General features: G+C 72.1%; 16 protein-coding genes. 7 read left to right on the top strand and 9 right to left on the bottom strand.

Annotation, left to right across the window (positions count from 1 at the left end; genetic code table 11):
• Nucleotides 1–98: 98 nt before the first annotated feature.
• Nucleotides 99–1,571 carry an MFS transporter gene (locus tag ABZ565_RS00370; protein ID WP_361018426.1) on the top strand — a complete coding sequence of 491 codons (1,473 nt, stop codon included), beginning with the start codon at nt 99–101 and terminating at the stop codon, nt 1,569–1,571.
• Between the two features lie 221 nt (nt 1,572–1,792).
• Here the strand turns inward: ABZ565_RS00370 and ABZ565_RS00365 are convergent, their stop codons facing one another.
• Together ABZ565_RS00365 and ABZ565_RS00360 are read right to left on the bottom strand one after the other, a co-directional pair.
• Nucleotides 1,793–2,029: a DUF6243 family protein gene (locus tag ABZ565_RS00365; protein WP_361018423.1), complete on the bottom strand. Its 237-nt coding sequence runs from the start codon at nt 2,027–2,029 to the stop codon at nt 1,793–1,795.
• Between the two features lie 241 nt (nt 2,030–2,270).
• Nucleotides 2,271–3,653: a glycine--tRNA ligase gene (locus tag ABZ565_RS00360; protein ID WP_361018420.1), complete on the bottom strand. Its 1,383-nt coding sequence runs from the start codon at nt 3,651–3,653 to the stop codon at nt 2,271–2,273.
• Between the two features lie 143 nt (nt 3,654–3,796).
• Here ABZ565_RS00360 and ABZ565_RS00355 point away from each other — a divergent pair, with 143 nt between their 5' ends.
• The 4 genes from ABZ565_RS00355 (at nt 3,797) to ABZ565_RS00340 (ending at nt 7,003) form a co-directional block, all read left to right on the top strand.
• Nucleotides 3,797–4,750, top strand: coding sequence for a metal ABC transporter substrate-binding protein (locus ABZ565_RS00355; protein ID WP_361018418.1), 954 nt, complete (start codon nt 3,797–3,799; stop codon nt 4,748–4,750).
• Nucleotides 4,751–4,824: 74 nt separating this feature from the next.
• Nucleotides 4,825–5,607, top strand: coding sequence for a metal ABC transporter ATP-binding protein (locus ABZ565_RS00350; protein WP_361019243.1), 783 nt, complete (start codon nt 4,825–4,827; stop codon nt 5,605–5,607).
• Nucleotides 5,608–5,609: 2 nt separating this feature from the next.
• Nucleotides 5,610–6,503 carry a metal ABC transporter permease gene (locus ABZ565_RS00345; protein ID WP_361018415.1) on the top strand — a complete coding sequence of 298 codons (894 nt, stop codon included), beginning with the start codon at nt 5,610–5,612 and terminating at the stop codon, nt 6,501–6,503.
• Nucleotides 6,504–6,568: 65 nt separating this feature from the next.
• Entirely contained in the window at nt 6,569–7,003 is a 435-nt protein-coding gene (locus ABZ565_RS00340) for a transcriptional repressor (protein ID WP_361018412.1), read from the top strand.
• A 41-nt stretch (nt 7,004–7,044) separates the two neighbouring features.
• Here ABZ565_RS00340 and ABZ565_RS00335 read toward each other — a convergent pair whose 3' ends face one another.
• From ABZ565_RS00335 to leuA, 7 genes are all read right to left on the bottom strand, one after another.
• Entirely contained in the window at nt 7,045–7,863 is an 819-nt protein-coding gene (locus ABZ565_RS00335; RefSeq protein WP_073965271.1) for an isoprenyl transferase, read from the bottom strand.
• A gap of 21 nt (nt 7,864–7,884) precedes the next feature.
• Nucleotides 7,885–8,631 carry a DNA repair protein RecO gene (gene recO, locus ABZ565_RS00330; protein WP_073965270.1) on the bottom strand — a complete coding sequence of 249 codons (747 nt, stop codon included), beginning with the start codon at nt 8,629–8,631 and terminating at the stop codon, nt 7,885–7,887.
• A gap of 59 nt (nt 8,632–8,690) precedes the next feature.
• Nucleotides 8,691–9,362 (bottom strand): response regulator transcription factor, encoded by a 672-nt coding sequence (locus ABZ565_RS00325; RefSeq protein ID WP_361018410.1) that lies wholly within the window; start codon nt 9,360–9,362, stop codon nt 8,691–8,693.
• A complete protein-coding gene (locus tag ABZ565_RS00320; protein WP_361018407.1) occupies nt 9,359–10,678 on the bottom strand; it encodes a histidine kinase in 1,320 nt (439 codons plus the stop codon). Before ABZ565_RS00320 ends, ABZ565_RS00325 begins: the two co-directional genes overlap by 4 nt.
• A 42-nt stretch (nt 10,679–10,720) precedes the next feature.
• Nucleotides 10,721–12,820, bottom strand: coding sequence for an MMPL family transporter (locus ABZ565_RS00315; protein WP_361018404.1), 2,100 nt, complete (start codon nt 12,818–12,820; stop codon nt 10,721–10,723).
• A gap of 149 nt (nt 12,821–12,969) precedes the next feature.
• Nucleotides 12,970–13,647 (bottom strand): TerB family tellurite resistance protein, encoded by a 678-nt coding sequence (locus ABZ565_RS00310; RefSeq protein WP_361018401.1) that lies wholly within the window; start codon nt 13,645–13,647, stop codon nt 12,970–12,972.
• Nucleotides 13,648–13,856: 209 nt separating this feature from the next.
• Complete coding sequence (gene leuA / locus ABZ565_RS00305; protein ID WP_361018399.1) at nt 13,857–15,644, bottom strand: 2-isopropylmalate synthase; 1,788 nt, start codon at nt 15,642–15,644, stop codon at nt 13,857–13,859.
• Nucleotides 15,645–15,959: 315 nt separating this feature from the next.
• On the opposite strand from leuA, the gene ABZ565_RS00300 reads away from it, so the two are divergent.
• Together ABZ565_RS00300 and ABZ565_RS00295 are read left to right on the top strand one after the other, a co-directional pair.
• On the top strand, nt 15,960–17,036 hold the full coding sequence (locus ABZ565_RS00300) for a M4 family metallopeptidase (RefSeq protein ID WP_361018397.1): 1,077 nt from the start codon (nt 15,960–15,962) through the stop codon (nt 17,034–17,036).
• A gap of 12 nt (nt 17,037–17,048) precedes the next feature.
• A complete protein-coding gene (locus ABZ565_RS00295) occupies nt 17,049–17,315 on the top strand; it encodes a protealysin inhibitor emfourin (protein WP_361018395.1) in 267 nt (88 codons plus the stop codon).

The following is a 17,315-nucleotide window of genomic DNA, read 5'->3' as shown; positions in this document are numbered from 1 at the left end:
GGCCGGACGCCGGCCGGGGACGGTCTGTTCCTGGTGGTACTTGTACCAGGATAAGGACACTCTGGTACCAGGCTGTGGGGCGAGCGATCGTCGGTGGCGTGAGTGAATCCTCTGTACGGACGACAACGGCAAGCGCCACCACCTCCCCGGTGGTGCGGCACGACCATCCCGCCCCGGTGCTCGGCGCGCTGGGGCTGTTCACCGTGCTGCTGGGCGCGGCCCTCCCCCTCATCGACTTCTTCATCGTCAACGTGGCCCTGCCCACCATCGACCACGACCTGGCGGCGGGCCCGGCCCTGCTGGAACTGGTCGTCGCGGGCTACGGGCTCGCCTACGCCGTGCTGCTCGTCCTCGGCGGGCGGCTCGGTGACATGGCCGGCCGGCGCCGGCTCTTCCTGACCGGCATCGCGGCCTTCGGGCTCACCTCGCTGGCCTGCGGGCTCGCCCCGACCGCCTGGACCCTGGTCGGGGCGCGGGTGGCCCAGGGCGCCTCGGCCGCGCTGATGCTGCCGCAGGTCCTCGCCACCATCCAGGCGGCCACCTCCGGCCACCGCAGGGCCCGGGCGATGAGCCTGTACGGGGCGACGGCCGGGCTCTCCATGGTCGCGGGCCAGATCCTGGGCGGGGCGCTGGTCGCCGCCGCGCCGCTCTCCTCGGTGTTCGGCGAGAGCGCGGGCTGGCGGTCGGTGTTCCTGGTCAACGTGCCCGTCGCGGCGATCGGACTGGTACTGGCCGCACGCGCGGTCCCGGAGACGCGGGCGGCCCGGCCCGCGCCCGTCGACGTACCGGGCACGCTGCTGCTCGCGGTGTCGCTGCTGACGCTGCTGGCCCCGCTCACCGAAGGACGGGCGGCGGGCTGGCCGCTGTGGACCTGGGTGTCCCTCGCGCTGTTCCCGTTCGCGGCGGCGGCGTTCTACCGGGTGGAGCGGCGGGCGGACCGGCGCGGGCTGATCCCGCTGGTGCCGCCGAGCCTGCTGCGCCTGGAGTCGCTGCGGCGCGGGCTGGCCCTCGTGGTGCCGTTCTCGGTGGGCTTCGGCGGCTTCATGTTCGTCATCGCGGTCGCGCTCCAGCAGGGCCTGGAGCTGGGCCCGGCGCGGTCCGGCCTGTCGATGGCCCCGATGGCGGCGGCCTTCTTCGTCGCCTCGCTGGCCGGTCCCCGGCTGGTGCGGCGCTACGGCAGCCGGGTCGTGACGGCCGGCGGGCTGATCCAGGCGGTGGGCGTGGCGGTGCTCGCGCTCACCGTGTGGCGGGGCTGGCCGGACCTGGGCATGGCGGGCCTGCTGCCGGGCATGGCGGTCGCCGGTTTCGGCCAGGGCCTCCAGCTGCCCGTCATCTTCCGCATCATCCTGTCGGACGTCCCGCCGGAGCGGGCCGGGGTGGGCGGCGGTGTGATGACGACGACCCAGCAGGCGACGCTGACGCTGGGGGTGGCGACGCTCGGTTCGCTGTTCCTGGCCCTGGTGCCGGGGTCGGGGATGCGGGACGCCCTGATCGTGACGCTGCTCGTCCAGCTGGCGGCGGTGGCCCTGACGACCGCGCTGAGCCTGCGGCTGCCGCGCGCGGTGGGGTGAGGGGCGCCCTTCGAACGCGGTGCTTCGGGCGGGGCGGCCCCGTACGCGACGGCCCGCGCCCGGCGACCCCGTGCACGACGGACCCCCGTACGCGACGGCCCCGTACGCGACGGCCCCGGCGGGCGGACCCCTGTGGGGTCGGCCCGCCGGGGCCTGAGGTGTGCGCGGCATTCCGGGCCGGCCGGGGCGAGGGTGAGGCGCCCCGGGCGCCCCCGCGCCCGTCAGCTCTGCGCCGGGGCCTCCGGCTCCGGGGCCTGCGCCTCGGCTTCGGCGTCCGCCGTGTCGGGCTGCTCGGTGCCGGTGGCCCGCTCCCGCATCTTGCGGAGCAGCTCCTGCTTCTGGTCGGCGGCCGTCCTGCGGTCGGCCTCGCGGGCGGGGCCGGCCCCCTGCGCCTCGGCGCGGGACAGCTTCTTGCGCTGTCCGCCGACGCCGAGGAGGTTGTTGCGGCTCTTGGCCATGGGGTTCTCCCAATGTGTGGTCTCGGTGAGGTCTCTCGCGACCTCGGATCGATCCGGGGGGCGGCGGGTGGTCGGGCCCGCCGCGCTCTCACTCGTAGATCTGGAAGAACGAATACATGCGCATGACGGTACCCACAGCGGGCGTCCGCCTCACCCGGTTTTCCGCCTCCGGTCCCCCGGACGCACGGGGCCCCCGGTTCCGCGGCGGGCGCGGAAGCGGGGGCCCCGGTCGGTGCGGGCGTCAGCAGCCGAGCAGGCGGGAGGCGAGGTAGCCCTGGATCTGGTCCAGGGAGACGCGCTCCTGCTTCATCGTGTCGCGCTCGCGGACGGTGACCGCGTTGTCGTCCAGGGTGTCGAAGTCGACGGTGACGCAGAACGGCGTACCGATCTCGTCCTGGCGGCGGTAGCGGCGGCCGATGGCGCCGGCGTCGTCGAACTCGATGTTCCAGTTCTGCCGGAGGTCGGCGGCGAGGCCCTTGGCCTTCGGCGAGAGCTGCGGGTTGCGGGAGAGCGGGAGGACCGCGACCTTGACCGGCGCCAGGCGCGGGTCGAGGCGCATCACGGCGCGCTTCTCCATGACACCCTTGGCGTTCGGCGCCTCGTCCTCGCTGTACGCGTCGAGGAGGAAGGCCAGCATCGCGCGGCCGACACCGGCCGCGGGCTCGATGACGAACGGGGTGTAGCGCTCGCTCTTCTCCTGGTCGAAGAAGGAGAGGTCCGTGCCCGACGCCTTGGAGTGGGCGGTGAGGTCGTAGTCGGTGCGGTTGGCGACGCCCTCCAGCTCGCCCCACTCGCTGCCGCCGAAGCGGAAGCGGTACTCGATGTCAGCGGTGCGCTTGGAGTAGTGGGAGAGCTTCTCCTGCGGGTGCTCGAACCACCGCATGTTCTCCTCGCGCATGCCGAGGCCGGTGTACCAGTTCCAGCGCTGCTCCATCCAGTACTCCTGCCACTGCTCGTCCTCGCCCGGCTTGACGAAGAACTCCATTTCCATCTGCTCGAACTCGCGCGTGCGGAAGATGAAGTTGCCCGGAGTGATCTCGTTGCGGAAGGACTTGCCCATCTGCGCGATGCCGAACGGGGGCTTCCTGCGCGCGGTGGTCAGCACCTGGGAGAAGTTGGTGAAGATGCCCTGGGCGGTCTCGGGGCGCAGATAGGCGACCGAGCCGGAGTCCTGGGTCGGGCCGAGGTGCGTGGAGAGCAGGCCGGAGAACTGCTTGGGCTCGGTGAAGGTGCCCTTGTTGCCGCAGTTGGGGCAGTTGAGGTCGGCGAGGCCGCCCGCGGGCGCCTTGCCGTGCTTCTCCTCGTACGCCTCCTCCAGGTGGTCCGCGCGGTAGCGCTTGTGGCAGGAGGTGCACTCGGTCAGCGGGTCCGAGAACGTGGCGACGTGGCCGGAGGCCACCCAGACCTCGGGAGCCAGGATGACCGACGAGTCGATGCCGACGACGTCCTCGCGGGAGGTGACCATGTAGCGCCACCACTGACGCTTCAGGTTCTCCTTGAGCTCGACGCCCAGCGGCCCGTAGTCCCAGGCGGCCTTCTGACCACCGTAGATCTCGCTGCAGGGGTAGACGAAGCCACGGCGCTTGCTCAGGCTGACGATGGTGTCGATCTTGTCGGCGGCCACGGTGCTCTCTTCATTACGACGGAACGGGCGGGCGAATGGCCCAGATTACCGGCGGCCACTCCCCTTCGATCAAATCGGTATCGGTCCCGGCCGCGAACCCCGCTTGTTGACAATCGTTTCCACTTTTGTTGAAAATGAGTGTCATGAACATACGCCGCCTCATACCGGCCGCCGCCGTCACCGGCGCGGTCGCGCTCGGCCTCACCGCCGTCACCGCCTGCTCGTCGTCCGGCACCTCCGACCACAAGAGCGACGGCCGGCTGGACGTGGTGGCGTCCTTCTATCCGATGCAGTTCCTGGCCGAGCGCATAGGCGGCGACCACGTCTCGGTCACCACGCTCACCGAGCCCGGGGTGGAACCCCACGACCTGGAGCTGAGCCCCCGGCAGACCGGCAGGCTCAGCGACGCGGACTTCATCCTCTACCTCAAGGGCCTCCAGCCCGCCGTCGACGAGGCGATCAAGCAGTCCGGCGCCTCCCACACCCTCGACGCCGCGACGCTGACCACGCTGGAGGACCACGGCACCGAGACCGGCGGCGAGGAGCACGGCCACGAGCACGAGGGCGACGAGGCCGGCGCCGACCCGCACATCTGGCTGGACCCGGTGAAGTACACCGAGGTCGCCAAGGGCGTCGGCACGTCCCTGGAGAAGACCGACCCGGACCACGCGGCGGACTACCGCAAGAACACCGACGCCCTGGTCAAGGAGCTGGGCGCGCTCGACACCGCGTACCGGACCGGACTGAAGAACACCGGGACGAAGACGTTCATCACCACGCACTCCGCCTTCGGCTACCTCGCCGAGCGCTACGGCCTCGTCCAGGAGGGCATCGCCGGCATCGACCCCGAGGCCGAGCCCAGCCCCGCCCGCATCAGTGCCCTGCACTCCATCGCCGAGGAGAAGAAGGTCACCACCGTCTTCTTCGAGACGCTGGCCAGTGACCGGACCGCGAAGACCGTCGCCCGCGACACCGGCCTGAAGACCGGCGTCCTGGACCCGCTGGAGGGAATCACCGACAGCTCCAAGGGCGATGACTACATCGAGGTCATGAAGTCCAACCTCGCCGCCCTGCGCACGGCACTCGGCGCGAAGTGAGCGACGACCCCACCGCACCCGGCGATCCCACCGCACCCGTCGGCCCGAACCGCGCAGCAGCACCGGAGGCGCTCATGCCCGAGCCCCAGCACCCCACCCCCGAACCCGTGATCGCCGTACGCGACGCCACCGCCGTCCTGGGCGCGCGCCCCGTGCTGCGCGGCGTCGACCTGACCGTGCGCCGGGGCGAGGTCGTCGCCCTGCTCGGCGCCAACGGCTCCGGCAAGTCCACCGCCGTCCGCTCCGTCATCGGCCAGGTCCCCCTGACCGGCGGCACCGTCGAGCTCTTCGGCACCCCGTTGCGCCGTTTCCGCGACTGGGCCCGGGTCGGCTACGTACCGCAGCGCACCACGGCGGCCGGCGGCGTGCCCGCCACGATCCGCGAGGTCGTCTCCGCCGGGCGGCTCTCCCGCACCCGTCTCGGCCTCCCCCGCAAGGCGGACCGCGCCGCCGTCGACCGCGCCATCGAGCTCGTCGGCCTCGCCGACCGCGCGAAGGACTCGGTGAACGCCCTCTCCGGCGGCCAGCACCAGCGCGTGCTCATCGCCCGCGCGCTCGCCGCCGAACCGGAGCTCCTGATCATGGACGAGCCGATGGCGGGCGTGGACCTGGCCAGCCAGGAGATCCTGGCCGCCACCCTGCGCGAGCAGGTCGCCGCCGGCACCACCGTGCTCCTCGTCCTGCACGAGCTGGGCCCGCTGGAGCCCCTGATCGACCGGGCGGTCGTCCTGCGCGACGGCTGTGTGCTGCACGACGGGCCGCCCCCGAAGGCCGTCGGACAGCACGCGCTGCCCGGCCACGACCACGTACACCCCCACGCGGCTTCCGAGCCCGTCCGGACGGGACTGCTGAGCTGACCATGGAATTCCTCGACCCTCCCTTCATGCAGCGGGCTCTGCTCGCCGCCGTGCTGGTCGGCGTCATCGCGCCCGCCGTCGGCATCTACCTCGTGCAGCGCCGGCAGGCCCTGATGGGCGACGGCATCGGCCACATCGCGATGACCGGCGTCGGCCTCGGCTTCCTGCTCTCCACCAGCCCGGTCTGGATGGCCACCGCCGTCGCCGTCGCGGGCGCGGTCGTCATGGAGCTGATCCGCTGGTACGGCCGCACCCGGGGCGACATCGCGCTGGCCATGCTCTTCTACGGCGGCATGGCGGGCGGCGTCCTGCTGATCAACCTCTCCGACACCGGCTCGAACGCCAACCTGACCTCGTACCTGTTCGGCTCGCTGGCCACGGTCTCCTCCGAGGACATCACCGCGATCTCGCTGCTCGCCGCGTTCGTGCTGCTGGTGACGGTGGGGCTGCGGCGGCAGCTGTTCGCCGTCAGCCAGGACGAGGAGTTCGCCCGGGTGACCGGTCTGCCGGTGCGGATGCTGAACCTGCTCGTCGCGGTCACCGCCGCCGTGACCGTCACGGTCGCGATGCGGGTCGTGGGGCTGCTGCTGGTCAGCGCCCTGATGGTGGTCCCGGTCGCGGCCGCGCAGCAGATCACCCGGTCCTTCAAGGTGACGTTCGTGCTCTCCGTCGTCATCGGCGTCGGCGTCACCCTGTCCGGCACCATCACCTCGTACTACCAGGACGTCCCGCCCGGTGCGACGATCGTGCTGCTGGCCATCGGGGTCTTCGTGGTCCTGACCCTGCTCGCCGCCCCGCTCGCCCGCGTCCGCGCCCGGCGCGGCGAGACCGAGGCGGAGCGGTGCACCCTGGAAGTACCGGCGGCCCGCCCGGCGGCGGACGACGTCCGAGTCTGATCCCCCGGAAGGGGCGGGCTGGCACAATGGCCCGACAGATGTACGGGCGACACGAGGAGGCTCCTGTGGCGACGGCGCCGATCAGTGGGACGAACGCGGCTCCGGTACGCGGCCGCTCGACCCGGCAGCGGGCAGCCGTCGCGGCGGCGCTCGACGAGGTGGACGAGTTCCGCAGCGCCCAGGAGCTGCACGACGTCCTCAAGCACCGGGGGGACTCGGTCGGCCTGACGACCGTCTACCGCACCCTCCAGTCCCTCGCCGACGCCGGCGAGGTGGACGTCCTGCGCACCACGGAGGGCGAGTCCGTCTACCGGCGCTGCTCGACCGGCGAGCACCACCACCACCTGGTCTGCAGCGTGTGCGGCAAGGCGGTCGAGGTCGAGGGGCCCGTGGTCGAGCAGTGGGCGGAGACCATCGCCACCCAGCACGGCTTCGTCAACGTGGCGCACACGGTCGAGGTCTTCGGCACCTGCGCGGACTGCGCGAGCGGCGAGAGCTGAGGGCGGGCCGGCAGGGGTGTCCCCTGCCGGCCCGGTCTTTCTCAGCTCCCCGAGGCCGCGACCTCCTCGGCGCCGCCGAACCGGCGGTCGCGCTGGGCGAATTCCAGACAGGCGCGCCACAGGTCGCGGCGGTCGAAGTCCGGCCACAGCACGTCCTGGAAGACCATCTCCGCGTACGCGCTCTGCCAGATCAGGTAGTTCGAGGTGCGCTGCTCGCCGCTGGGCCGCACGAACAGGTCCACGTCCGGCATGTCCGGGTAGTAGATGTACTTCGCGAACGTCTTCTCGTTGACCTTCGACGGGTCGAGCCGCCCGGCGGCGACGTCCTGCGCGATCCGCTGCGCGGCGTCCGCGATCTCGGCCCGGCCGCCGTAGTTGACGCAGAAGTACAGCGTCATCCTGTCGTTGTCCTTGGTCTGCTCCTGGGCGACCTGGAGCTCCTGCACGACGGACTTCCACAGCTTGGGCATGCGGCCCACCCAGCGGATGCGGATGCCGAGCTCGTCCATCTCGTCACGGCGGCGGCGGATTACGTCCCGGTTGAAGTTCATCAGGAACTTCACCTCCTCCGGGGACCGCTTCCAGTTCTCCGTCGAGAAGGCGTACAGCGAAAGGTTCTTGACGCCCATCTCGATGCAGCCCTTGAGCACGTCCATGACGACGCCCTCGCCGACCTTGTGCCCCTCGGTGCGCGGCAGGCCGCGCTCCTTCGCCCAGCGGCCGTTGCCGTCCATCACGATGGCGACGTGCTTGGGCACCAGCTCACCGGGGATCTTCGGGGGCACGGCACCGGACGGGTGCGGCTCCGGGGTCTTGTAGTCGCGCCGGTTACGGCCGCCGAGCATCCCGCGTACTGCCATGAGCTTCTCAGTCTCCCTGTGTCACTTCTCTACGTACCGCAGTGAACGCAGCCCGCGCTCCAGATGCCAGTGCAGATACGCGGACACCAGCCCGCTCCCCTCCCTGACATGACGCGCCTCGCACGCGTCCGCCGTCTCCCAGTCGCCGGTGAGCAGGGCGCTCAGCAGGGCCACGGCCTCAGCCGAGGGTACGACGCTGCCGGGCACCCGGCAGTCGCCGCATACGACTCCGCCCGCCGCCACCGAGAAGAAACGGTTCGGTCCCGGCAGTCCGCAGCGGGCGCAGTCGTCGAAGCTGGGGGCGTAGCCGTTGACCGCGAGGGAGCGCAGCAGGAAGGCGTCCAGGATGAGGTGCGGCTCGTGCTCGCCCCGGGCCAGCGTGCGCAGCCCGCCCACCAGCAGCAGGTACTGCTGGACCGCGGGCTCGCCCTCGTGGTCGGTGAAGCGCTCGGCGGTCTCCAGCATCGCGGTCCCGGCGGTGTAGCGCCCGTAGTCGGTGACGATCCCGCCGCCGTACGGGGCGATCGTCTCGCTCTGGGTGCACAGCGGCAGCCCGCGCCCGACCAGCTCGCTGCCGCGCGCGAAGAACTGCACGTCCACGTGGGAGAACGGTTCGAGGCGGGCCCCGAACTTCGACTTGGTGCGCCGCACGCCGCGCGCGACGGCCCGCACCCGGCCGTGGCCCCGGGTCAGTATCGTGATGATCCGGTCGGCCTCGCCCAGCTTCTGCGTGCGCAGCACCACGCCGTCGTCCCGGAACAAGCTCATGCGTCCCATTGTCCGGTACGCCACCGACACCCGGGGCCCGCCCCCGTGAGCCGGGTCCCTCAGCCTCCCCCGGCGGGCACCACGAGCCCCGACTCGTAGGCGGCGATGACCAGCTGGGCCCGGTCGCGGACGCCCAGCTTGCCCATGATCCGGCTGACGTGGGTCTTGGCGGTGAGCGGGCTGAGGCCCAGGCTCTCGGCGATCCCGGTGTTGTTGAGGCCGCGCGCGACCAGGGCCAGGACCTGGCGCTCCCGCTCGGAGAGCATGCCCAGGCCCTCGGGACCGGGCCCGGCGGGGGCGCTCGGGGCGCTGAGCACCCGGGCGATGAGGCGGGCGGTCGGGCCGGGCGAGAGCAGGGACTCACCGGCCGCGACGGTCCTGATCGCGGCCAGCAGGTCGGCGGGCCGGGTGTCCTTGACCAGGAAGCCGGAGGCGCCGGCGCGCAGCGCCTCGACGATGTGGTCGTCGGTGTCGTAGGTGGTGAGGACCAGCACCTTCACCCCGGCCAGGTCCTCGTCGGCGGCGATGCGGCGCGTGGCCTCGATGCCGTCGAGCTCCGGCATCCGGATGTCCATGACGACGAGGTCGGCACGGGCCGAGCGGGCGAGCGCGACCGCTTCCAGGCCGGTGGCGGCCTCGCCGACCACCTCCATCTCCGGGTCGGAGCCGACGAGCATCGCGAAGGCCGCCCGGACGAGCGTCTGGTCGTCCGCGAGCAGTACCCGGATCATGGTGTGGTCTCCGCTTCCCGTGCCGATCGGTGTTCACGCGCGTACACGCCGGGCTCGTCCGGCTGGTTTCCCGGGGACCCCGGCGGGAGAGGCAGCAGGGCCGCCACCTCGAAGCCGCCGCCGGGGCGGGGGCCCGCCGTGAGGGTGCCGCCCGTGGAGCGGGCTCGTTCCCGCATTCCGACGATCCCGAACCCGGGCGCGGTGCCGTCCTCCACCGGACCGGTGCCGTCGTCGGTGACCGTGACCCGCAGCGCCCCGCTCGCCCGGGCGACGACGACGCGCACGCGGACTCCGGCGCCCGCGTGGCGTACCGCGTTCGTCAGGGACTCCTGGACGATCCGGTAGGCGGCCGCCCCGATGGCGGGGGCGAGGCGGCCGTCCGGGACGCCGGTGTCGAGTTCGACCCGCGCCCCGGCCGCCTCGGCGGCCCGTACGAGGCCGGGCAGGGCGGCCAGGTCGGGCAGCGGGCCCTCGGCCTCCGCTCTCCCGCCCTCCTGCCCGGTCCCGCGCAGCACCTGAAGGGTGGTCCGGAGCTCCGCCCTGGCCTCCCGGCAGGTGTCGGCGATGTCGTCCAGCGCGGCGGCGACGGCCCGCCGGTCGAGCCGTTCCGGGTCGACGGTCAGGATGTGCGAGGCGACCGAGGTCCGCACCCCGATGACGGTGATGCTGTGCGCGAGGAGGTCGTGCAGATCGCGGGCGATCCGCAGCCGCTCCTCCGCGACCCGGCGGGCCGCCTCCTCCTCCCGGGTCCGTTCGGCGCGTTCGGCGCGCTCCAGTACCGAGGCGACGTACTGGCGGTAGATGCGCACGTCGACCCCGCAGAGCAGCACCGCGACGATCCAGCCGGAGATACGCAGCAGTTCGAGGGCGTCATGGGCGCTGAGGGCGAGCACGACCGTCACCATCACGGAGGTGACGCCGATGCCGACGAGCAGGGTGCGCAGCGGGCGGCCGGTGACGGCCACGGTGTAGAGGATGATCCAGGTCTGCGGCATCGGCGCCGAGTGGAGGTCCTGGGTGCCGTGGTAGAGCGCCAGCAGCGGCACCATGGCGCACAGGATCCACACCGGGGCGCGCCGGCGCCAGGCGAGCGGTACGGCGCTGCCCAGGAGCAGGGCCCAGCCGGCCGCGCCCATCCTGTCGGCGCCCCCTGCGGTCAGGGCGAGGGCCGTGGCGAGCGCCGCCGCGCCCGCGGCGGTCAGGGCGTCGTTGCGGGTCCGGTGCGGCGCCAGCATCGGGTCGCGGTTGACGACGGCCAGGACGCGGTCGCGGCGGCTCGTGGCCGCGGGGGCGGCCGGGGCGGTGGCTGGGGGCACGTCGCCATCCTCCGGTACGGGGCGGGGCGCTGTCAGCGCCTGTCAGGGGGTACTGACGAGTTCGGGTTGGCGGGGCGTTCCTGCGGGGGCGGGGCGGCTCAGCGCGCCCGGCCACCAGATCCGGCGCTGGAGGGCCACGCTCGCCGATGTCACCAGGTAGGTGCGCACCAGGAAGGTGTCGAGGAGGACGCCGACGGCGATCACGAGGCCCATCTCGACCAGGGCCGTCATCGGCATGTTCGTCAGCACGGCGAAGGTGGCGGCGAGCACGAGGCCGGCCGACGCGATGACTCCGCCGGTGGTGCGCAGGGCGGTGAGCGCGGCGTCGGTGGGCTCCGCGCCGCCCCGGGCCTCCTCGCGGACCCGGTGCATCAGGAAGATGCCGTAGTCGACGCCCAGGGCCACCAGGAAGACGAAGGTGAGCAGGGGCACCCCGGGGTCGGTGCCCTCCAGCCCGAGGACCGGTCCGAAGAGCAGACCGCCGATGCCGAGGGCCGCACCCCAGACCGCGACGACGGCGGCGACGAGCAGAAGGGGTGCGACGAGACTGCGCAGGAGGGCGATCAGAATGAGGAGGACGGAAAGCAGGACGAGCGGGACGACGGTCCTGAGGTCTCTGGTGCCGGCCTTCTCCAGGTCCATCTGCTGGGCGCTGGGCCCGCCGATGCGGCTGCCGGGAAGGCGTTCGCGCAGGGCGAGGATGGTGGCCCGCTCCCCGGCCGACTCGGGGGCGGCCTTCGGGGTGACGGACAGCTCGGTCCAGCCGCCGCCGCTGCGGCCGCGCTCGACGGCTGCGACGCCCTCGGTGGTACGGGCCCGCGCCAGCGCGCCGGGGGCCTTCCCGGTGGGCGTCGTCACGATGACGGGACGGCTGGAGCGGCCGGGGTAGGCGTCGGCGAGGGTCTTCATCGCGGTCACCGAGTCCGGCTTCGTGGTGAAGGAGTCCTCCAGCTTGAGGTCGCCGGGCAGGTTGAACACCCCGAGCGACAGCGCGCCCAGCAGCACCCCGCCGGTGACGAGGACCGCGACGGGCCGGCGCCCGGCGGAGCCGCCCACGGCCGCGAAGAGCGAACGGCGGCGGCGCGGCTCGGAGCCGTACACGGGGACGAGTGGCCAGAAGACGCGGCGGCCCAGCAGGACCAGGACGGCCGGCAGCAGCGTCAGCATGGCCAGGAGGGCGCACAGCACGCCGACGGCGCCGATCGGGCCCATGCCCCGGCTGCTGGTGAGGTCGGCCGCCAGCAGGCACAGCAGGCCCGCGGCGACGGTCCCGGAGGAGGCGAGGACGGCGGGTCCGCAGCCGCGCAGCGCCGCCGCCATGGCGTCGCGGGGGCGTTCGGCGCGGACCAGCTCCTCGCGGTAGCGGGAGACGAGCAGCAGGGCGTAGTCGGTGCCGGCGCCGAAGACGAGGATGGTCATCACGGCGGAGCTCTGGCCGGTGACGGTGACGTCGAAGCCCTGGTGCAACCCGTGGACGACGGCCATGGACAGGGCGTCGGCGACGCCCGCGACGGCGAGCGGCACCAGCCACAGCAGCGGGCTGCGGTAGATGAGGATCAGCAGGACCGCGACGACGCCGACGGTCGTGTAGAGCAGCGGCCCGCCGAGCGAGTCGTAGACCTTCTTGGAGTCCACGTACAGCGCCCCGGGGCCGCCGACCTCGACGCCCAGTCCGTCACCGCCGCGCGCGGTCTCGCGGACGTCGTCCACGAACGCGGTGCGGGCCTCGTCGTCCTGGCCGGGCTCGGTCGTGGAGACCGGGTACATCAGCGTGGTGCCGTCCTCGGAGGGCACGGGGCGCGGGGGCGCTATGAGGGTGTGGCCGCTCGCCACTTCGGCGGTCTGCCGCGCCGCGAGCGCCCGGTCGGCGGGGGTGAGACCGCCGTCGCGGTGGTAGACGAGGACGAGGTCGGTGGACTCGCCGCCGGGCAGGGCGTCCTGGATCTTCGCGACCTGGGTGGAGTCGGCACTCGCCGGGAGGTAGTCGACGGCCCGGTCGACCTGTACGTCCGCCAGCTTGCCCGCGAACGGCCCGGCGACGGCCATGACGGCGGCCCAGAGGGCGACGACCGCCCAGGGCAGCAGCCGCCACCGGCTCACCTGTCGTGTGCGTCCGCCGCTGTCCTGTTCCGCGGTCCTCATGGGAGGCCCCCTTCCGTACGGGTGTCCGGTCGTGTCCAGACTCCCGTCGGTGCGGGGGAACTTCGTCGCGCCAGGGGCCGACTTCCCGGCTACTGCCCGGGTGGGCGCGGCGGGCCCGTTACTCCCTGGGGAGTACCGGGCGGGGCGGATCAGGAGGGCGTACGCGCCGCTTCGGCGAGCAGCCGGGCGGTGTCCTCGGCGCGGAGCCTCAGCGCCCCGCCGACGGTGGTCAGCACCTCGCGCTCGGCGGTGCTGTACGCGCCGTCGGCGAGGGCGATCCGGGCGCCCTGGAGCAGAATCGATTCGCGCCCGGTGGGGGCGAGGTGCGGGGCGAGCGGTTCCAGCGCCTCGTGGAGCTCGATGGCGAGGGCCGCGCCGCACGCCTCGGCCGCCGGGTCGAACGCGGAGCCCTGGCCGATGTCGGCGGACAGCACCTCGACCACGGTGGCGAGCTGTTCGGGCGTGCAGTCCTCGAACCCGGCGCCGCGCACGGTCTCGGCGGCGCTCTCCAGCACCGTACGGGAGGTGCTGCCGCCGGCCGCGAGGACGCCGAGGGCCACGGTGTGCACGGCGTCCCTGAGCATCGCCGAGAACCGGGTGGTGGTGGGGTGGTCGAGCGCTTCCGGGTCGAAGTGCTGGTGGCAGGCGGCGCATTCGACCACCGGGTCCGTGGTGCCGCGCCGCAGCAGGGGCACGCCCAGCACGGCGAAGCGGCGGCGGCCGGTGAGGCGGCGGTAGTTGCGGTCACCGCCGCAGCCGGGGCAGAAGAACTCCCCGTCGCCGGTGGTGTCCCACAGCGTACGGATGCCGCAGATACGCAGCTTCATGGCGCGTTGTCCCAGGGCTGACCGCACGTCGCACACCTCCGTAACACTCCGGCAACACTGCCGTGTCGACGTGATGTTAACCACATCACCGTTGTGCCGTCAGCACCCCGCCGGTCACAACCGCCCGGAGAGTGGCCGAACCCCGCCCCCCGGAAGCGGGTGGGCGGGGTTCGCGGACCGTACGACTTCGGGCCCTTTCGGGCACCGGGTCAGCGGGTGGCGCGGTTGACGGCCGAGACGACCGCCTTCAGCGAGGCGCGGGTGGTGTTGGCGTCGATGCCGATGCCCCACAGCACCTTTCCGTCGATGACGCACTCGATGTACGAGGCGGCCTGCGCGCTCGCGCCCTCGCTCATGGTGTGCTCGGTGTAGTCCAGCAGCCGGGCGTCGATGCCGATGGCCTGCAGCGCTTCGAAGAACGCGGAGATCGGGCCGTTGCCGGTGCCGGTCAGCACGGTGTCCGTGCCGTCCACGGTCGCCTCGACGGTGATCGTGTCGCGGCCGTCGGAGCCGGTCGTGCTCTGGCCGGAGCGGATCTGCACGCGCCCCCAGGCGTTGTCCGGGTTGGGCAGGTACTCGTCCTGGAACACGCTCCAGATCTGCGTCGGCGTGACCTCGCCGCCCTCGGCGTCGGTCTTGGCCTGAATGATCCGGGAGAACTCGATCTGCATCCGGCGGGGCAGGTCCAGCTTGTGGTCGTTCTTCAGGACGTACGCGATGCCGCCCTTGCCGGACTGCGAGTTGACCCGGATGACCGCCTCGTAGGAGCGGCCGACGTCCTTCGGGTCGATCGGCAGGTACGGAACCGCCCACTCGATGTCGTCCACGGTCTTGCCCTGGGCGGCCGCGTCGGCCTCCAGGGCGTCGAAGCCCTTCTTGATGGCGTCCTGGTGGGAGCCGGAGAAGGCGGTGTAGACCAGGTCGCCCGCGTAGGGGTGGCGCGGGTGGACCTCCATCTGGTTGCAGTACTCGCTGGTGCGGCGGACCTCGTCGATCTGCGAGAAGTCGATCTGCGGGTCGACGCCCTGCGAGAACAGGTTCATGCCCAGCGTCACCAGGTCGACGTTGCCGGTGCGCTCGCCCTGGCCGAACAGACAGCCCTCGATCCGGTCCGCCCCGGCCATCAGGGCCAGTTCAGCGGCGGCGACGGCGGTCCCGCGGTCGTTGTGCGGGTGGACGGACAGGCAGACGAACTCGCGGCGCGACAGGTTGCGCGACATCCACTCGAACCGGTCCGCGTGCGTGGACGGCGTCGAACGCTCCACGGTGGCGGGCAGGTTGAGGATGATCTCGCGGCCCTCCTCGGGCTGCCAGACGTCACACACCGCCTCGCAGACCTCCAGGGCGAAGTCCAGCTCGGTGTCGGTGAAGATCTCGGGGCTGTACTGGTAGCCGAAGATCGTCTCGTCGCCCAGGATCTTGTCGGCGTACTCCATGACCAGCCGGGTGCCGTCCACCGCGATCTGCTTGACCTCCTCGCGGGACCCGCGGAAGACCACGCGGCGGAAGGTCGGGGCGGTCGCGTTGTACAGGTGGACGGTGGCGCGTCGAGCGCCGACCAGTGATTCGACAGTCCGCTCGATCAGTTCCTCGCGGGCCTGCGTCAGGACGGAGATCGTCACGTCCTCGGGGATCGCGCCCTCTTCGATGATGGAGCGGACGAAGGCGAAGTCGGTCTCGCCGGAGGACGGGAAGCCGACCTCGATCTCCTTGTACCCCATGCGTACGAGCAGGTCGAACATCTCGCGCTTACGGGCCGGCGACATCGGGTCGATCAGGGCCTGGTTGCCGTCGCGCAGGTCGGTGGAGAGCCAGCGGGGCGCCTTGGTGATCCGCTTCTCGGGCCAGGTGCGGTCGGGGATGTCGACGGCCTCGTAGCGGCCGTACTTGTGGACCGGCATCCCCGACGGCTTCTGCAGCACCGTCGCGTTGGTGATCGGCGTGGGGCGGCCGACGGCCCGCGAGGCGGGGGTCTGGGCGGGGTTCACTTCGGTCATGGCGCAGGGCTCCTCGGGTGTCCTTCTCCGGGACGGCCGACTGTGTTACTGCAACACCAGACTCCGCGGGGAGGGGGTCGGCCTCGACTACAGGCCCTCGCCGCGGCAGCTAAGAAGAAGCAGCCCGAAACGCATGATGCGTCGAGACTAGCCGAGGGGCGCCCGAGACGTGGGTGCCGTATCAGTATGCGGGATCGGTGGCCACGCTTGCCGGTACCGAACGGCTTAAACACCCAACAGTGATCAATCACTCCATTTCATCAACCCCGGTTGCAACCAGTGACATTGTGCTTACGGACTGCCACAGTCGTGTGTATGCAGCCTCGTTCACAGCAGGGGTTCCACCCCGTCTTCTGCACCATCGTCCCGCCCCACGTCCTCGACAAGCTCTCCCAGTCCGACGACCCCGTCCTCGCCGATCCGGCGCGCCGCACCCTGGAGTCCGACGCGGCCCGGCGCACCCGCCGCCGGATGACGACCGTCGCCCGGCCCACGGCCCCGGTCGAACCGGACGACGAGGCCAGCGCCAAGCCCCACCGCACGCTCTACGACTGCCGCCACGGCACGGACCTGCCGGGCACCAAGGTCCGCGGCGAGGGCGAGAAGCCCACGAAGGACGCCAGCGTCAACCGCGCGTACGCGGGCCTCGGCGCCACCTTCGACCTGCTGCTCACCGCCTACGGCCGGCGCTCCATCGACGGCCGCGGACTGCCGCTCATCGGGTCCGTCCACTACGACGAGAAGTACAACAACGCCTTCTGGGACGGCGAGCAGATGGTCTTCGGGGACGGGGACGGGGAGATCTTCCTCGACTTCACCGTCGCCCTCGACGTGATCGCCCACGAACTGGCCCACGGGCTCACGCAGTACACGGCCAACCTGAGCTACTACGGCCAGTCCGGCGCGCTCAACGAGTCGGTCTCGGACGTCTTCGGCTCCCTCGTGAAGCAGTACTCGCTGGGCCAGACCGCCGACCAGGCGGACTGGCTGATCGGCGAGGGGCTGCTCGCGCCCCGGGTCCAGGGCGTGGCGCTGCGCTCGATGAAGGCGCCCGGCACGGCGTACGACGACGACGTGCTCGGCAAGGACCCGCAGCCCGCGTCCATGGACGACTACATCCACACCGGCGACGACAACGGCGGGGTCCACCTCAACTCCGGCATCCCCAACCGCGCGTTCTACCTCCTGGCCACCGCGCTGGGCGGCAACTCCTGGGAGCGGGCGGGCCGGCTCTGGTTCGATGTGCTCACAGGTGGTGAACTGGCGGTGGACGCGGACTTCGCGGACTTCGCCCGGCTGACCGTGGCGGCGGCGCGCAGCCGCTTCGGCGAGGGCGACGAGGTGGAAGCCGTCCTCAAGGCGTGGTCGGAGGTGGGCGTTCCGACCGATTAGGAGGGACACCGCATGCGGATCCAGGTGAGCAGGACCGGCGGCTTCGCCGGCATCGCGCGCCACCGCGAGATCGACACCTCCGGACGGGCCGACGCCCGGGAGTGGGAGGCCCTGGCCGACTCGGCGCTCGCCGACGGCCAGGCCGCCGCGCCCAAGGGCGTTCCGGACGGCTTCAGCTACCGGATAACGGTCGACGGCAGGACCGTGCACTGCGCGGACCCCCGCCTGACCGAGGCCCAGCGCGCCTTGATCTCACGCGTTCTGAAGGAGGGCGCGTGA

Origin of the sequence: Streptomyces sp. NPDC016469 (genome assembly GCF_040632905.1) — a bacterium.
In the GTDB taxonomy this organism is placed as follows: domain Bacteria; phylum Actinomycetota; class Actinomycetes; order Streptomycetales; family Streptomycetaceae; genus Streptomyces.
The sequence above is the reverse complement of the archived record's forward strand: the minus strand, read 5'-3'. Positions and strand labels throughout refer to the sequence as shown.

Bases quoted from the DNA above. Each gene is read 5' to 3' on its own strand.
- ABZ565_RS00310 (WP_361018401.1), bottom strand. From the start codon at position 13,647: ATGAAGCTGCGTATCTGCGGCATCCGTACGCTGTGGGACACCACCGGC.
- ABZ565_RS00325 (WP_361018410.1), bottom strand. From the start codon at position 9,362: ATGATCCGGGTACTGCTCGCGGACGACCAGACGCTCGTCCGGGCGGCC.
- ABZ565_RS00345 (WP_361018415.1), top strand. From the start codon at position 5,610: ATGGAATTCCTCGACCCTCCCTTCATGCAGCGGGCTCTGCTCGCCGCC.
- ABZ565_RS00300 (WP_361018397.1), top strand. From the start codon at position 15,960: ATGCAGCCTCGTTCACAGCAGGGGTTCCACCCCGTCTTCTGCACCATC.
- ABZ565_RS00295 (WP_361018395.1), top strand. From the start codon at position 17,049: ATGCGGATCCAGGTGAGCAGGACCGGCGGCTTCGCCGGCATCGCGCGC.
- ABZ565_RS00350 (WP_361019243.1), top strand. From the start codon at position 4,825: ATGCCCGAGCCCCAGCACCCCACCCCCGAACCCGTGATCGCCGTACGC.
- ABZ565_RS00355 (WP_361018418.1), top strand. From the start codon at position 3,797: ATGAACATACGCCGCCTCATACCGGCCGCCGCCGTCACCGGCGCGGTC.
- ABZ565_RS00315 (WP_361018404.1), bottom strand. From the start codon at position 12,820: ATGAGGACCGCGGAACAGGACAGCGGCGGACGCACACGACAGGTGAGC.
- ABZ565_RS00365 (WP_361018423.1), bottom strand. From the start codon at position 2,029: ATGGCCAAGAGCCGCAACAACCTCCTCGGCGTCGGCGGACAGCGCAAG.
- leuA (WP_361018399.1), bottom strand. From the start codon at position 15,644: ATGACCGAAGTGAACCCCGCCCAGACCCCCGCCTCGCGGGCCGTCGGC.
- ABZ565_RS00335 (WP_073965271.1), bottom strand. From the start codon at position 7,863: ATGGCAGTACGCGGGATGCTCGGCGGCCGTAACCGGCGCGACTACAAG.
- recO (WP_073965270.1), bottom strand. From the start codon at position 8,631: ATGAGCTTGTTCCGGGACGACGGCGTGGTGCTGCGCACGCAGAAGCTG.